Source organism: Marinobacter sp. MDS2, assembly GCF_030718085.1.
GTDB lineage: Bacteria > Pseudomonadota > Gammaproteobacteria > Pseudomonadales > Oleiphilaceae > Marinobacter.
In genome coordinates this window covers 186,599-201,120 of sequence record NZ_JAVAJF010000003.1, presented here as the reverse complement: position 1 = coordinate 201,120, position 14,522 = coordinate 186,599, and the positions used below count along the sequence as shown (strand labels likewise).

Sequence of the window (14,522 nt, the reverse complement as noted above, 5' to 3'; positions counted from 1 at the left end):
ATACGCAGTCAATAGGCCACTGCCTACCGCACCGTGCGAAGTCGAGTAACCACATCAACAATTTGGCTGCTCGCACATTCGATTTCTTCATTCGTTGTGTAACGGCCCAACGAAAACCTCAATGCCCGATGAGCAAGTTCATCGCTCAGACCAATTCCGCGCAACACAAAAGACGGCTCAACCGATGCTGAGGCGCAAGCAGAGCCGGAAGACACCGCCATGTTCCGCAAACCAAGCATGAGAGATTCTGCCTCAACACCCTCAAAAGACAGATTCACAATGCCCGGCACTCGATGCTCTTCGCTGCCATTAAAATACACACCCTCCAAAGCACTCAAGCCCGACAAGAAACGCTGGCGCAGCTCTTCCAGCCTGGCCATCTCATCCTCAAGACCTTGCCCTGCCATTTCAAACGCCTTGCCCATACCCACTATCTGATGGGTAGCAAGGGTGCCGGAGCGCATATTCCGCTCGTGACCGCCGCCATGCATTTGCGCCTCTACACGAACGTCTGGCGATCGGCGCACATACAACGCGCCGATTCCTTTTGGCCCATACACCTTGTGAGCCGACAGGGACAGCAAATCCACGTTAAGACGAGTCACATCTACAGGAATCTTTCCCGCGGCCTGGGCGGCATCCACGTGAAACCGTACGCCGCGCTCGCGCAACATTGCACCGATAGAAGCGATATCCGTAATGCAGCCAAGTTCGTTATTCACCAGCATAAGGCTGACGAGAACGGTATTGTCTTTTAATGCCTGCTCGACGGATTCGGGTGAAACACGACCATCCGCCTCAGGCGTTAACCAGGTAACCTCAACACCCTGCTGTTCCAGCCACTTGCAGGTATCAACCACTGCTTTATGTTCGATGATCGACGTCACAATATGCGGCTTGCCAGCAATATCCACCGAGCCTTTTATCGCCAGGTTGTCGGACTCGGTCGCCCCCGATGTCCATACGATTTCACGGGGATCAGCATGAATCAGGCCCGCCACCTGGCGTCGGGCATTCTCGACTGCTGCCTCCGCCTGCCAACCAAACCCGTGGGATCGCGAGGCAGGGTTTCCAAAAACACCATCCAATGTGAGGTGCTTGGCCATTAATTCAGCGACAACGGGGTCAACCGGCGTGGTCGCCGCATAATCCAGATATACAGGCTTTTTCATAATTTAACGGGAGTACGTTGTTGTCAGGCCGGAGCCTGGTCTGTCAGTTGGCGGGTATTGATGGTATCCGCATCGGTTTCTGACTGCTTTCGATTCTGACGGTCAGCCACCAATTGAATTTCGCGCTTGCGCATCAAGTCACCAAGGCTGATATCACTCAGGAATTGATGAATTTGATCGCTCAAGTCGGACCAAAGATGATGGGTCAGGCACTTTTCGCCGTTTTGACAATCACCTTTATTGCCACATCGGGTGGTGTCTAGCGATTCGCTAACGGCATCGACCACTTCAGCAACAAACACCTCATCCGCGTGACGACTCAAACGGTACCCTCCTCCGGGCCCGCGAATACTTACAACCAACTGGTGCCGACGCAAGCGTGAAAAGAGCTGTTCCAGGTAGGATAAAGAGATTTCCTGGCGCGACGAAATGTCGGCCAGACTCACCGGCCTTTCACTGCTATGCAGCGCCAGATCCAGCATTGCTGTTACGGCATAGCGGCCTTTTGTGGTGAGCTTCATATTCTCAGCCCCGACAGTGGGTTTGAATATTGGTTTCCACCGCTGAGTATGAATTGACCTACTAAAACAGTCAAGTATTCAGACTTTACCGTCGCGTTCGGGCTCATCGCGCACACAATCAAAATCCTCTTCATCCAATTGCGGCAAATCCCCGTTCTGATATTCGCTGTTAACCTTGCGCAACGCCTTGCACATCACCTCCAATCGCTCATCTACAGCGTGCATATGGTCAAGCAATGCACGAACGGAACGAGCCACCGGGTCAGGCATTTCTTCGGTGACGCCGTATGCGTCGAAGCCCATGCGCTCTTCCATCACCTTGCGGCGAGGGTTATCTTCCGCCTCGGCCTTACGCTTGACAATAATCCGCCCCGGAATGCCGACAACGGTTGCGCCGGCGGGTACCGCCTTGGTGACTACAGAATTGGAACCCACCTTGGCACCCGCACCCACTTCGAACGGCCCAAGGATCTTTGCCCCGGCACCGACCACCACACCATCACCGATGGTCGGATGGCGTTTACCTTTGTTCCAGCTGGTACCCCCGAGGGTCACCCCCTGATACAGCGTTACATCGTCACCGATAACGGTGGTTTCACCAATCACCACTCCCATACCATGATCGATAAAGAACCGCCGGCCGATTGTCGCTCCCGGATGAATTTCGATGCCGGTAAACCAACGAGTGAGCGTCGAGATCGTGCGCGCCAACCATTTCAGACCAAGCCCCCAAATCCAATGGGCCAAGCGGTGCAACAACAATGCGTGCAAGCCCGGGTAGTTGGTCAACACTTCAAAGGTATTTCGTGCCGCAGGATCGCGGTGGAAAACGCTGCTTACATCTTCCCTTAAACGTTCAAGCATAACTCTACTCCTGACCTTTATCTTGGGAGCCCTCAGAGCTCCCGGCGCGCTGCTCTTTACCTTTTTGCGGGCCGGCCGCCTTCTGGATGGAAGAAAGAACCCCGCGAAGAATATTAACCTCCATCTGGTCCATGCGAGCTCTCTGGAACAGGCGCCGCATACGTGCAATCAGATGGCGAGGATTCTCCCGTCGGTGGAAGTTGACATCCACCAGCGTCTGCTCGAAATGCCCGAAGAAGCCTTCCACTTCGCCCGCCGTTGCGGGAGGCGAATCCCAGCCTTCGTCGCCCGGTGCAACCATGGGCTGAAGGTAGGGTCGAGATTCCCCATCTTCAAGATTCTTCAGATGAAACATCCTCAGCTCATAGCTAATGACCTGAACGGCCATCGCCAGATTCAAAGAGCTGTAATCCGGATTCGAAGGTATGTGAATGTGGTAATGGCAACGCTGCAGTTCCTCGTTGGAAAGGCCATGATTCTCTCGACCAAAAACCAGTGCCACTATGCCGCTCTGTGCTTGCTGCACTGCCGTTGCCGCTGCATCTGGTGGCGGAATAACCGGCCAAGGCACCTTGCGCCCGCGCGCACTGGTTCCCATCACCATTACGCAATCCGCTACTGCTTCATCCAGCGACGAAACTACATTTGCGCGATCCAGAACGTCGCTTGCTCCGGCAGACCGGGCGTAAGACGTTTCATCCGGGAAGGAGGCCGGGTTCACCAACCACAGGTTACCAAGCCCCATATTCTTCATAGCCCGCGCTACGGCTCCGATGTTTCCGGAGTGGGACGTTTCCACCAAAACAATACGGATCTGGTCGTTGAAGGAGTCATTACTTTCCGGCGAGAGCGCGGGTTCATGCATGATATCTGGGCCTGTTACTCATCAATATTTTTAAAAAAGAGGCGAATCATAACAGAAACCCCAAAAAAACGGTTCCCGGAATATCCCGAAACCCTGTGGTATGCGTGCATTTGCTGAGGCAAAAAGCATACAAGCACACTAAGTTTTTGCTATGATGGCGGCCCTTCACACATTCGGATAATGAACTCTCAGATGCAACCAGCAATTAAAATGGCCCTGCGCGTTGCCCGCCAGGGGTCTGACTACCTCAAAGCCCATTTCGAGCGTCAGGAACCCAACGGCAAAGACGAAGCCGACCGTTACCGACAGCTGGAACGGGTAGAGCAATCTATCTACGACAATTTCACAGAACAGCTGGCGAAAGCGTATAAAGATCACACCATCGCACCGATGGGTGAAGCCGACGCCAATGGCAGCGAAAGAAGCTGGCACATATTTCCGATTCTCGGCCGGGACAACTTTGTTCGCGGCATTCCCGAGTTCGCTCTGGCCCTGTCGCAGAAAAAGAACAACCGCACCGAGAACCTTCTGGTTGTTAACCCTATTACGGGCGAAGAATATTCGGCAAGCCGCGGTCACGGAGCTGCTTTGAATAGTCGCCGGGTTCGCGCTTCAGACGTGAAGATGCCTGCCAAATCAGCGCTCGCCACCAACCTACTCGACCAGAGCCGACAGGGCGATGACCCAATGATCTGGGGTGAGATGGCGGCCACGTTAGCGCGCGAGACAGCTATGTTCCGCACATCCGGCTGCGTCGTACTCGATATTGCTCGCGTTTCTGCAGGCCTGCTGGATGCCGCCGTTATTTTCCGGCCTTCCGCTGCCGATCTCGACCTGGGCGTAACCCTGGCCATGGAATCCGGCGCTTTGACCGGTGACTTTTCTGGCAACCCGTCGGCGGGCTCTGCAAGACAGCTGATCGTCGCCAATCCCAAATTGTTCCGGGAAATCCTGAAGGTAATGAATCCGTTCCGCGGACGTCTGCCTCGCTAACAATTCCCCGAGCACAAAAAAACCGCCATCATTTGAACTGATTGGCGGTTTTTTTTATGCGCCGGCATATACCGGCACAGGGCACATCACATACGATTCAACCATTCTGGCGGCTGCTCTTCTTCCGCTTCATCTCCGGCACCTTCTTTCGCTGGCACCATAAGATCTTCACGGGTAACACCCATCACCATCAACATGTTTGCCGACACGTAAATCGAGGAATAGGTACCGACAACCACACCAATGATCAACGCCAACGCAAAGTTGTTAATCGCTTCACCACCCAGGAAATATAGCGCAATCAGAACGACCAAGGTTGTGCCCGACGTATTGATCGTACGGGAGATCGTTTCATGGATGGACTGGTTGATGACATCCCAGGGCTCTCCCACTCGCAACTTACGGAAGTTCTCACGAATACGGTCCGCGACAACAATCGTGTCGTTAAGCGAGTAACCGATAACCGCCAGAATCGCCGCGAGCACTGTGAGATCGAAGGTCCACTGAAACAGCGCAAACATACCCAGAACGATCAGCACGTCGTGCGCCAGCGGAATCACCGAGGCGATGCCGAACTTGAACTGAAAGCGCATACCAACGTAGATCAGCACCACCGCAAGCGCGATGAGCAGACCCAGGCCACTATCTTCTTTCAACTCTTCCCCAACCTGGGAGCCGACAAACTCTGAACTGACCAGCTCCAGATCCTCGCCCGATTCGGACAGTGCGGCGGTCACTTCACGGGCCAACTCATCATTGCCCGCTTCTGCCATCCGAATCAGAACGGTAGTATCCGCCCCGAAATTCTGAACCGAAAACTGCTCGTATCCAGCTTCAGTTAGCTGGTTTCGGATCGTGTCCAGACTAGGCGCCTCAGCATATTCGAATTCAACGGAGGTACCGCCCGTGAAGTCCATGCCCAAATTCAGGCCACGAACGCCAAGCAACACAATGGAGCCGATAACCAGCACCAGCGATAACACTGACGCGGCTTTTCGAAACCCCATAAAATCAAACGGTTGTTTCTTCATATCAGACATTGGCGAGCTTACCCCCGATCGACAGTTTCTCGACCCTACGGCCGCCGTATACCAGATTGACGATGCCTCGGCTGACCATCAAACCACTAAACATGGATGTGAGTATGCCGATACACAGCGTAACGGCGAAACCCTTGACCGGGCCAGAACCCATCGCAAACAAAATAACGGCCACCAGCAGCGTCGTGATATTCGCATCAAAAATCGACACGAATGCACGCCCGTAACCCGAGTTAATAGCCGTTTGAGGCGGCACCCCTGCCCTCAACTCTTCCTTGATTCGCTCAAAGATAAGAACGTTGGCATCGACCGCCATACCCACGGTAAGAACAATCCCCGCGATACCCGGCAAAGTTAGCGTCGCGGAAAGAATCGACATGCACGCCACCAGGAGCATCAGATTCAATGTCAGGGAAATGTTGGCGATCACGCCGAAGCCGCGGTAGAACGCCAGCATATAGAGAAGCACCAAACCAAAACCCAGAGCTACCGACATAACACCGGCATCGATGTTCTTCTGACCCAAACTTGGCCCGATGGTGCGCTCTTGCACGAAGTACATCGGCGCGGCCAATGCACCTGCTCGCAGCAACAAGGCCAGTTCGGCTGCTTCAGGAATTGAGTCCAGACCGGTAATCCGGAAGCTGCTACCCAGTGCCGACTGCACCGTCGCCAGACTGATCAGGCCTTTCTCTACAACGCGCTTTTCAACCTGTTTCAGCTCACCATCAACCTGCCGGGTTTCCGTTTCTGTCCGAAACTCGATGAACAGCACAGCCATGCGGCGACCGATGTTGTTGCGGGTCGCCCTGTTCATCAAATCACCACCGACCGAATCCATGGTGATGTTAACCTGAGGCTGACCATTTTCGTCGAAAGCTTGCTGAGCGTTCGCAACGTTATTACCGGTCGCAATCACATCACGCTGCAATCGTGCGGTACGCTGAGGCGTGTCACGGAAACTGAACTGCTCGATTTCAGATGAAGAGGTGTCCTGACGAGCCTCCATACGGAACTCCAGGTTTGCCGTCGCACCCAGCACCCGCTTTGCTTGCGCGGTATCCTGCACACCGGGCAACTCGACAATAATGCGATCCGATCCCTGACGCTGCACCAAAGGCTCGGCAACGCCCAGCTCGTTCACCCGGTTCCGGATGGTGGTGAGGTTCTGCTCCAATGCGTATTCTTTAATGCCCTGAACTTCGGCATCCGACAAGGTCAGCGTCAAGAGAAACTCTCCGCCTTCCGAGCTCTCGTTTAACAAAAATTCGTTGTACTGATCACGAACCAGCGAGAAAGCTTCTGCACGCGTTTCCGAATCCCGGAAGCTCAGAACGATGTCTCGGCTGTTTCGAATGTCACCACCACGGTAACGAATCCTCTCTTCACGCATATCCTGCTTGATCTGACCCGACAACGCTTCCAAACGCTGAGTCACCGCGGTATCCATATCCACTTCCAGCAAGAAGTGGACACCACCCCGAAGATCAAGGCCCAGTTTCATCGGCCCAGCACCCAAGCTACGCAACCAACCCGGTGTGGATGGCGCCATATTCAATGCAACCAGGTAATCATTTCCCAGTGCCGCCTGCACCGCCGGGCGTGCCCGTAATTGAGCATCAGAGCTGTTAAGGCGGATCAAAGCATCACGCTCTTCAACAGTACTGGATTTTACTTCTATGCCCTGACTTTCAAGCGCACCTAAAGCACGATCAAGTACGCGCTGGTCAACCTCGGTGCTACCCCGAGAACCAGTGATCTGAATGGCGTAATCGTCAGGGAAAAAATTAGGTAAGGCGTATATGAATCCGATGATAAGCGCGAACACGATCACCAGATTTTTCCAGAGAGGATACTTATTTAGCATGGGATCCCTTTGAGCCGGCTAAGCCGCCAGCCTTGGTGTTTCAGCCAGAATGATTCCGGCCGGCGCGCGGCGCACCGGCCTTTAATCGGCTCAGATATCCTTGAGCGTGCCCTTGGGCAGAGCACCGGCAACCGCAACTTTCTGAATCTTGATTTCGATGTTGTCGGCCACTTCCAGAACGATGAAATCATCGGAAACCTTGGTGATGCGACCAACCATGCCACCAGAAGTCACAACTTCGTCACCTTTGTTCAGGCTAGACATCAGATTCTTATGCTCTTTTGCGCGCTTGGACTGCGGACGCCAGATCAAGAAGTAGAAAATCAGAATGAAGCCTGCGAAAAAGATGACCTGACCCATAACACCCATGGACTGGCCTTCAGCGCCTTGAGCCATGGCCAGGGTCGGCAGAAGAGACAGCAGGCCAGCGATTAGCAGTTTGATTGATTTCATTCAGGTTCTCCGTTTATAGACTGTTCTTTAGTCAGAATTGATCACTCATCACCCAACGGCGGCACTGTTTCACCGCGTAAGGCGTAGAATTCGCTTACAAAGTCGGACAATGTACCTGCTTCAATGGCACCACGCAATCCACTCATCAGGTTCTGATAAAAACGCAGATTGTGGATGGTGTTCAGTTGAGAGCCGAGCATTTCGCCGCACTTATCGAGATGGTGCAGATAGCTTTTCGAAAAGTTTTTGCAGGTGTAACAATCGCATCGCTCATCCAAGGGACCAGCATCGTGGCGATTCTTTGCGTTCCGGATTTTTACGATCCCGGTTGAGGTAAACAGGTACCCGTTGCGTGCGTTACGGGTTGGCATCACGCAGTCAAACATATCAACGCCGCGACGCACCGCTTCCACAATATCCTCCGGACGACCTACCCCCATCAAATACCGCGGTTTGTCCTCCGGCATCTTGGGCGGCAGATGATCCAGAATCCGGATCATATCTTCTTTTGGTTCACCCACCGACAACCCGCCAATGGCGTAGCCGTCAAAGCCAATTTCAGTCAGGCCTTCCAGAGAGCGATCACGCAGGGATTCGTACATTCCACCCTGAACAATACCAAACAGCGCAGACGGATTTCCTTCATGAGCTTTCTTGCTGCGAGCAGCCCAGCGCAACGACAGCTCCATAGAGTCTTTCGCTTGCTTTTCGGTAGCCGGGTACGGGGTACATTCGTCGAAAATCATTACGATATCGGAACCAAGGTCGCGCTGAACCTGCATCGCAATTTCAGGATTAAGCTCTACCTTGGCACCATCGACTGGCGAGCGGAAGGTCACACCGTGCTCGGTGATCTTGCGCATTTCACCCAAACTGAACACTTGAAAACCGCCGGAATCCGTCAGGATGGGACCATGCCACTGCGTGAAGTCATGCAGGTCGCCGTGAGCCTTTACCACCTCAGTACCCGGGCGCAACATCAAATGAAACGTGTTACCGAGAATAATCTCAGCACCGATTTCTTCGATATCACGAGGTAGCATGCCTTTTACCGTGCCGTAGGTTCCAACGGGCATGAAGGCCGGGGTTTCCACCGTGCCGCGAGGAAAAGTCAGGCGACCACGACGGGCCTTGCCGTCTTCACCCAGCTTTTCAAAGGACATAAAACAGGATTCACTCACAAGCGTTCTCCACTGGAATCTGAGCTTGCCAACCTACCACGGCTCGGTTCCTGAGCCGTCAGGAACATGGCATCGCCGTAGCTGAAAAATCGATACTTCTGCTCTACCGCTTCACGGTAGGCATTCATAATGTTGTTGTACCCGGAAAATGCGCTGACCAACATGATCAACGTTGATTCGGGCAGGTGAAAGTTGGTCACCATGGCATCGACGGTATTAAACCGATAACCCGGAAAAATGAAAATATCCGTTTCGCCCCGGAAGGTACTCAATTGTCCGGATTGGCTTGCCGACTCCAGCGAACGCACAGACGTGGTGCCTACTGCCACTACTCGCCCACCCCGCGCTCGCGTTTGGCGAACCGCTTCAACCGTCTCTTCCGGCACATGCGCGACCTCACTGTGCATCACGTGCTCTTCGATCTTGTCGACGCGTACCGGCTGGAAAGTACCCGCACCAACGTGCAAGGTTACATAGGCGAATTCTATGCCTTTGGCCTTCAGCGTTTCGAGCAGCGCGTCATCAAAGTGCAATCCAGCCGTAGGTGCGGCAACCGCTCCGGCTTCTTGGGCGTAAACGGTCTGATAACGCTCGCGATCAGACAGGTCGTCATCACGCTCCATATAAGGAGGAAGCGGCATGTGGCCGATACGTTCCAACAGATCGAGTATCGGCTCATCACCTTCATTCACAAACCGGAACAAGGCATCTTCCCGACCAATCATGGTCAACGAGGAGCCGTCTTCCAGAATAACCTTCTGCCCTTCTTTCAGCGCCTTGGAGGCTCGCGCATGGGCAAGAATCTCTCGTTCGCCCAACAACCGCTCAACAAGAACTTCAACACGGCCACCGGTTTCTTTTTGACCGAACAGGCGCGCGGGAATAACACGGGTGTTGTTGAAAACGAGAAGGTCACCGGGTTCGAGTAAATCCGGAAGATTCGTAAACTGGAGATGCTGCGTGTGGCCGGAAACCCCATCAAGGGTCAGCAAACGAGAGGCACTGCGTTGTTTAAGCGGATAACGAGCGATCAACTCGTCCGGCAAGTCAAAATGAAAATCGGAGACGTTCATGGGCCGGCTATTTGAGATGCCGTAGGATACGGCCAATAAGTGGTAGCGGCGGGCGGACTCGAACCGCCACTCCCGTTAAGGAAACGGATTTTGAATCCGTCGTGTCTACCAATTTCACCACGCCGCCATCAGGAAGTGGTGGGAATTATACTGAGCCTGAGACTGAAAGCAACACGCACAGAAAAAAAATTTCCCACCGCCTCAAACAATTACAATCGATCAAATAATGACAGCCGCGAGATCTGCGCAAACGACTGTTGAGCAGCTTGCAACACGAAGCTTTGGAAGCTCAGATTACTGATTGCCTCGGCATAATCAACATCTTGCAGCTGCGACCGAATCTCTTTGGTGTAGAGGGCGGAATCTTCCAAAAACGCACTGGTTGATTCCACTGCATTCATGCGGCCACCCAATTCAGTTTGTTTCTGAAGTATGGATTCCTGGCCGTTGTCGAGGTTGGCTAAGGATTCTGAAATCAGAGCATCGTATTCCGCATTACCTTTTGGCGTACCCTTCGAGATGTTGTCCAGACCGGTTATGAGATTTTCAATGGTGCCGAAGATGGACTGTTTGTCGTTGATGCCGATTGTGAACTGATCACCGGCGACCGCATCATTGACGGTCATTTCGATCCCAGCCACTTGAAACGTATCACCTAGGCTGGGAGCCGGCGCTGGCGTCAAATCCAAGGCGCCGCCATTTGCTGTGTTTGCTGTGATAGACAACTCACCCGACGCATTCACCACAGATACCGTTAGGTCATTAGGTACATTCGGAGTCGCTGAATCAAAAGCCGTCTGAAGCGCACTTTCATTCTTCAGCGATAGGCCGGAAATAAATCCGTTGCCGGATGTAGTTTTCGTCACCGAAACCGTCGCGGGCACGTCGCCAAAAATCCCTTTCCCGTGATCGCTGATCGGCACTGTCACGCCATCATCTATTTCAAGAACCCGCTGCCCTTCATCTCCGTTATAAGTCCAGGCACCATCTTCTTTAACGAAAGCCGGCGATCCACCCTGGAACCCACTAAAAATATACTCACCCGAAGCATCACGCGTGTTGGCGACATCAGCTAACTGCCCTAGCCGCTCTTTAAGTTCAGACGAAATTGATTTGCGATCATTGGCAGACAGCGAGCCGTTACCGGCTTGTACCGTCAGCTCCCTTACCCGCTGAATAATGTCGATGGCACTGCTCAGCGCACTCTCTTCCTGCTTCAGCCGATTGTTCGCCAGATCGGCGTTACGCTGATAGGTTTCAACGCGGCTCAGATTCTGATCGAGCTTCAGAATACGCGCTGCCGCTACCGGGTCGTCAGAGGGTTTATTGACCTTTTTACCGGTGGAGATCTGTTGCTGCGTTTTGACCAGATCACTATTGATATCCTGCATCCGGTTAATACCACCGGAGAAGATTTGCTGTGATGAAATACGGACCATTTTACCTTACCCCACCTTACCGGAAGCTTTGCAGCAACGTGTTGAACAAGTCCTGCGCCACCGACATCACTTGCGCCGACGCGTTGTAGGCCGCCTGATACTGGATCAGCTTACCTGCTTCTTCATCCAAATTGACACCGGATACCGACTCACGCTGGTTATTGGACTGCTCCAGCAGCGTTTGGCCAGCCGCCTTATCAAGCTGGCTCTGGCGGGTTTTCACGCCCACGTCTTCCACCAACCCCGCGTACCCTTCGGCAAAGTTCTGGCTGCCACCGTTCAAGGTGTTGGCTGTACCTAACGCCGCCAGCAATTCGGCGTTTCGGTTATCGGAAACGCCGTTTTTATTAAAATCGATGACAAATTCATCGCCCTGAGCGGGCTCTCCAGTCATTTCAAACTGATAGCCTTGGTAACGGGTGCCGTCTGACGGATCGTCGCTAAAAAACGTATGGACCCCTTTGGGATCATAATTTCCTGACTCCAGTACCGTGTTTGAACTGTCCGTGATCGTGTAACTATACGTACCGTTATTCGAGTCAAACGCGCCAAACTCTATCTGTATCGGACCGTTGGACAACTCGCCGCGAGTTTGGAACCCAGGCAGCAACGCGTTTGTGTTGGGGTTTCGGACGTTCAGCATCTTGCCCTGAGAAATAGCTGCCGTTCCGAGATTTCCTTCCGCTGCACTGGCCCGAATCGGACTCGCAAACGCAAGATCCTCCTCCCGGCGAACATTAAGCGCAATATTCGCCGCCGCGTTGCGGCTGGGCTGTATCAGGAACTCGTCTCCGGGATTAAAATCTCCGCCCTCAATCCGTACGTTAAAGCCCGGCATACTGATTTCAGACTGAACCGGATCTGGCAACCGCCCTTGACGGGCCACTTCGCCAGTTTCGGCATCGACCAACTGATAGCTTTTGCCGTCGCCACTGAACTTCAATGACCAGGTGCCGGCCGCCAACAAGCTGCTATCGGTTATCTCGACGGCCAGCTGCGCGTTTTGTGGCTCGGCGTTATTGCCATTGGCGATCACTCGGCTGCGCTGAAACTCAACGCTGTTTATATCGGTGAAGAAGTTGCCGCCCAAATCACCTTCCAGATCCATGCCGATTTCATGCTGATGATTAATCGCGGCAGAAATCCCAATCGCCAAACGGCCAAGCTCATCAAACGCCGGGCGCAAAGCTTCTCGCTCGAAGCGGCGCAAGCCACCCAATGACCCACCCTGAATCTGGTCATCAACCTGCAACATACGCCCACCGCTGGTAAGCGTGAACTCCAACTGGGCCGGGTCTTGCGCACTGGTTCGCGTGCCCAATTGCGCCGCATCGGAACCAGTCACGAGCGACTGCCCGTTAGCCAACGACACGTTCACTTGGCTGCCATCCGTATGGGTCACCCGTATCCCGACCAGCGCCGACAACTCCCGAAGGTTTTCGTCCCGCTTATCCATCAACTCAAGCGGCATCTTCCCTTGTGCGATACCGGGCGATTCGGAAATGGCCAGATTCAGATCGGCAATATTTTTCAGCAGCGTATTGGCGTCCTTCACCCCCTGCTGCATTTGCGTTTTAACGGATTCCCGCTGCTGAATAAACTGTTCGTTCAGTGCTTGAAAACGATTCACCACCTGCTGGGCTTCACTCAACACCAACTGGCGCTGTGGCAGCGACGTGGGATCTTCAGCGGCATTTTGCAGGGAGGCAAAGAAGTTGTTCAGCGCATTACTCAGTCCGGTGCTTTCACCGCCAAGCAGGTTGTCCAGCTGGGTAAGCTCGGCATTAAGGGCGTTCTGCTCCCCAAACAACGTGCTGTCTTCGCGCAACTGCTGCGTGAGGTATTCGTTTGCCAAACGGCGGATGTTTTCGATCGAGACACCCGTGCCCACCGTACCAGCTCCGGTGCGGTTGCCTTCCTGCGTGGCAAACTGAACTTCCTGGCGGCTATAACCCGGCGTATTCGCGTTGGTAATGTTATTGGCCGTGGTATTGAGCGCACTCTGGTGACTGAGCACACCCGACAAGCCTATCCCGATTAATCCTGCCATGACCTGTTACTCCTTTACCCCGCCGTTGCCCATAGACAACGTCATCAGGGAAGCACGATTCATTATCCGGCGAATTTTGGAGCCGTATTCCGGATCGGTGGCGTATCCAGCTTGCTGCAGTTTCTCTGCGAATACTTCAGGCTCGCCTGCTGAAGAAAGCACATCTTTATATCGAGGGTTGCTTTGCAAAAACGCTACATAGTCACGGAAACTGGCTTCGTAATCCGGATAAGCCCGGAAATCCGCGCGCTCTTTCATGGCAACCCCACCACGAAACTCGGTGGTTGTAATGGTGACGGCATCTCCATTCCAACGGCTGTCAGCCTTGATGCCAAACAGGTTGAAGCTCGGCTCATCACCATCACCTTCAATCATGTGCTTACCCCACCCTGTTTCCAGCGCTGCTTGAGCAACCATCAAGCGAGGGTCAATGCCACTCTCTCGGCCAATGCGCTGCGCAAATGGCATCAACTCGCTGACAAAATGCTCGGGACTTTCAAAGGTGGCAGGCAATTGAGTATTAGGAGTCGATTTGGCAACACCACCGGGCAAAGACTGCGCCACTTCTTCTACCGCTTTCATCCGTTCTGGCAAGGCCGGAGAAATAGCAGGCAAGGTACGGTCGTAATCCGCCAGCGTCGCCTTGTGGCCCGCCAGTTTTTCGCCGTTCGATGCAACGCCGGGAATGCTCTCGCCCAGCTGCCGAACCAAAGCGTCCGCCAAGCCGGTCCCGGACCCGCTGGCCATGCTCAGACTGATCTGGCTATCAAACATATCCCGATAGAATTCGCTCTCATTGCTGTTCAGGTAATTGCCTTCAGCAAATACTTCACCGGCTTTACGCATGGACTTCAGCATTTCCGACAGGAACAGGCTTTCAAACTGTTTAGCCACCTCTTCGAGCGCTGCCTTTTTATCGCTGCGCGCCTGGGTTTTCAGTGCGTTAAGGCCACTGAAGTCGGTGTATACCTGAGCTTGTTGAACGCGATGATCCTGCATGGTTA

Annotated in this window: 13 protein-coding genes and 1 tRNA gene; 1 reads left to right on the top strand and 13 read right to left on the bottom strand. The window is 53.6% G+C overall.

Features of this window, described 5'->3' with window-relative positions:
• Positions 1–23 precede the first annotated feature (23 nt).
• From Q9245_RS14150 to trmJ, 4 genes are all read right to left on the bottom strand, one after another.
• Entirely contained in the window at positions 24–1,172 is a 1,149-nt protein-coding gene (locus tag Q9245_RS14150) for an IscS subfamily cysteine desulfurase (protein WP_305897790.1), read from the bottom strand.
• Positions 1,173–1,195: 23 nt separating this feature from the next.
• The gene (gene iscR, locus Q9245_RS14145; RefSeq protein ID WP_305897789.1) at positions 1,196–1,693 is read right to left on the bottom strand and encodes a Fe-S cluster assembly transcriptional regulator IscR; all 498 of its coding nucleotides are present in this window, start codon (positions 1,691–1,693) and stop codon (positions 1,196–1,198) included.
• Between the two features lie 78 nt (positions 1,694–1,771).
• Positions 1,772–2,557, bottom strand: coding sequence for a serine O-acetyltransferase (gene cysE, locus Q9245_RS14140; RefSeq protein WP_305897788.1), 786 nt, complete (start codon positions 2,555–2,557; stop codon positions 1,772–1,774).
• Positions 2,558–2,561: 4 nt separating this feature from the next.
• The gene (gene trmJ, locus Q9245_RS14135) at positions 2,562–3,422 is read right to left on the bottom strand and encodes a tRNA (cytosine(32)/uridine(32)-2'-O)-methyltransferase TrmJ (protein WP_305897787.1); all 861 of its coding nucleotides are present in this window, start codon (positions 3,420–3,422) and stop codon (positions 2,562–2,564) included.
• A 192-nt stretch (positions 3,423–3,614) separates the two neighbouring features.
• Between trmJ and Q9245_RS14130 the strand changes: the two genes are divergently transcribed.
• A complete protein-coding gene (locus tag Q9245_RS14130) occupies positions 3,615–4,415 on the top strand; it encodes an inositol monophosphatase family protein (protein WP_305897786.1) in 801 nt (266 codons plus the stop codon).
• An 86-nt stretch (positions 4,416–4,501) separates the two neighbouring features.
• On the opposite strand, the gene secF is transcribed toward Q9245_RS14130, so the two are convergent.
• The 9 genes from secF to flgJ all read right to left on the bottom strand — a co-directional run bounded on the left by secF (position 4,502) and on the right by flgJ (position 14,517).
• Positions 4,502–5,455 carry a protein translocase subunit SecF gene (secF, locus tag Q9245_RS14125; protein ID WP_305897785.1) on the bottom strand — a complete coding sequence of 318 codons (954 nt, stop codon included), beginning with the start codon at positions 5,453–5,455 and terminating at the stop codon, positions 4,502–4,504.
• The gene (secD, locus tag Q9245_RS14120; protein WP_305897784.1) at positions 5,448–7,322 is read right to left on the bottom strand and encodes a protein translocase subunit SecD; all 1,875 of its coding nucleotides are present in this window, start codon (positions 7,320–7,322) and stop codon (positions 5,448–5,450) included. The genes secF and secD overlap by 8 nt, the downstream gene beginning before the upstream one ends.
• Positions 7,323–7,412: 90 nt before the next feature.
• Positions 7,413–7,775 carry a preprotein translocase subunit YajC gene (gene yajC / locus Q9245_RS14115; RefSeq protein ID WP_199007321.1) on the bottom strand — a complete coding sequence of 121 codons (363 nt, stop codon included), beginning with the start codon at positions 7,773–7,775 and terminating at the stop codon, positions 7,413–7,415.
• A gap of 41 nt (positions 7,776–7,816) precedes the next feature.
• Entirely contained in the window at positions 7,817–8,938 is a 1,122-nt protein-coding gene (gene tgt / locus Q9245_RS14110) for a tRNA guanosine(34) transglycosylase Tgt (protein WP_305897864.1), read from the bottom strand.
• Positions 8,939–8,952: 14 nt separating this feature from the next.
• A complete protein-coding gene (queA, locus tag Q9245_RS14105; protein ID WP_305897783.1) occupies positions 8,953–10,029 on the bottom strand; it encodes a tRNA preQ1(34) S-adenosylmethionine ribosyltransferase-isomerase QueA in 1,077 nt (358 codons plus the stop codon).
• A 40-nt stretch (positions 10,030–10,069) separates the two neighbouring features.
• Positions 10,070–10,156 (bottom strand) — tRNA-Leu (locus tag Q9245_RS14100).
• An 82-nt stretch (positions 10,157–10,238) separates the two neighbouring features.
• Positions 10,239–11,468, bottom strand: a complete 1,230-nt coding sequence (gene flgL, locus Q9245_RS14095; protein ID WP_305897782.1) for a flagellar hook-associated protein FlgL — start codon at positions 11,466–11,468, stop codon at positions 10,239–10,241.
• Between the two features lie 16 nt (positions 11,469–11,484).
• Complete coding sequence (flgK, locus tag Q9245_RS14090) at positions 11,485–13,518, bottom strand: flagellar hook-associated protein FlgK (RefSeq protein WP_305897781.1); 2,034 nt, start codon at positions 13,516–13,518, stop codon at positions 11,485–11,487.
• 6 nt (positions 13,519–13,524) lie between these two features.
• Positions 13,525–14,517 (bottom strand): flagellar assembly peptidoglycan hydrolase FlgJ, encoded by a 993-nt coding sequence (flgJ, locus tag Q9245_RS14085; protein WP_305897780.1) that lies wholly within the window; start codon positions 14,515–14,517, stop codon positions 13,525–13,527.
• Positions 14,518–14,522 lie beyond the last annotated feature (5 nt).